Here is a 1,097-nt window from a genome sequence, read left to right as displayed (position 1 = left end):
GAGCCGCTCCGGTCCGCAAGACCTGCCGGCGATTGCGACGGTGTCGCGCAATGAGCCGCTTGTGCTGTCGTTTGCGCAGCAGCGGATATGGTTTTTGGCGCAGCTGGACGAGGGCAGCACGAACTATCACATTCCACTGGCCTTGCGGCTGCGTGGTGTGCTCGACCGCGGCGCCTGGCAGCGCAGCCTTGACCGTCTGTTTGCGCGTCATGAGGCGCTGCGCAGCGTCTTTGTCGCACCGGAGGGCAAGCCCTGGGTTGAGGTTCTGCCGCCGGATGCGGGACTGCCGGTGGCCGAGCACGATCTGCGGGACAGGCCGGATGCTGAGGCTGCGCTTTTGGATCTGTGCCATGAAGAGGCGCGCACGCCGTTCGATGTTGCGCGCGGGCCGCTGATCCGCGGGCGTCTGATCCGGATGTCGGATGAGCAACACGTCTTCCTGCTGACCCAGCATCATATCGTCTCGGACGGCTGGTCGATGGGCGTGCTGGTGCGTGAACTCAGTCAGCTTTACCGGGCGTTCGAGGCTGGACAGGACGATCCTTTGCCGCCGCTGGCGATCCAGTACCCGGATTATGCCGCCTGGCAACGGCGGTGGCTGTCGGGGGAACGGCTGCAGAGCCAGGCGCAGTATTGGCGCGACACCCTGTCTGACGCTCCGGCCCGTCTTGCGCTGCCGACGGACCGGCCGCGGCCGGCCCAGCAGTCGTATGCCGGGGCCGCTGTGCCGATCGTCATCGATGCGGATCTGACGCGGGGTCTGAAGCGGCTGAGCCGGCAGCATGGCACGACGTTGTTCATGACGGTGCTGGCGGCCTGGGCGGCGGTGCTGTCGCGTCTGTCGGGGCAGGACGACCTTGTGATCGGCGTGCCGAGCGCCAATCGAGGCCGGGGCGAGATCGAAGAGTTGATCGGCTTCTTCGTCAACACCCTGGCGCTTCGGCTGGACCTGTCGGGCGAGCCGAGCGTGTCGGAGCTTCTGGAACGGACGCGGCGCACGGCCTTGGCTGCCCAGGAGCATCAGGACCTGCCGTTCGAGCAGGTCGTCGAGATCGTGCAGCCGCCACGGCATCTTGATCACACGCCGCTGTTCCAGG

Annotated in this window: 1 protein-coding gene; it reads left to right on the top strand. The window is 66.7% G+C overall.

The window, feature by feature from the left end; all coding sequences use genetic code 11:
- Window positions 1-94: 94 nt before the first annotated feature.
- Window positions 95-1,097: condensation domain-containing protein (locus NKH90_RS34560; RefSeq protein ID WP_352823791.1), on the top strand; the 1,003-nt coding region annotated here is incomplete at its 3' end.

This window comes from Mesorhizobium sp. M0898, from assembly GCF_040319695.1.
Lineage (GTDB): Bacteria > Pseudomonadota > Alphaproteobacteria > Rhizobiales > Rhizobiaceae > Mesorhizobium.
This window is presented reverse-complemented; position numbering and strand designations above follow the sequence as displayed.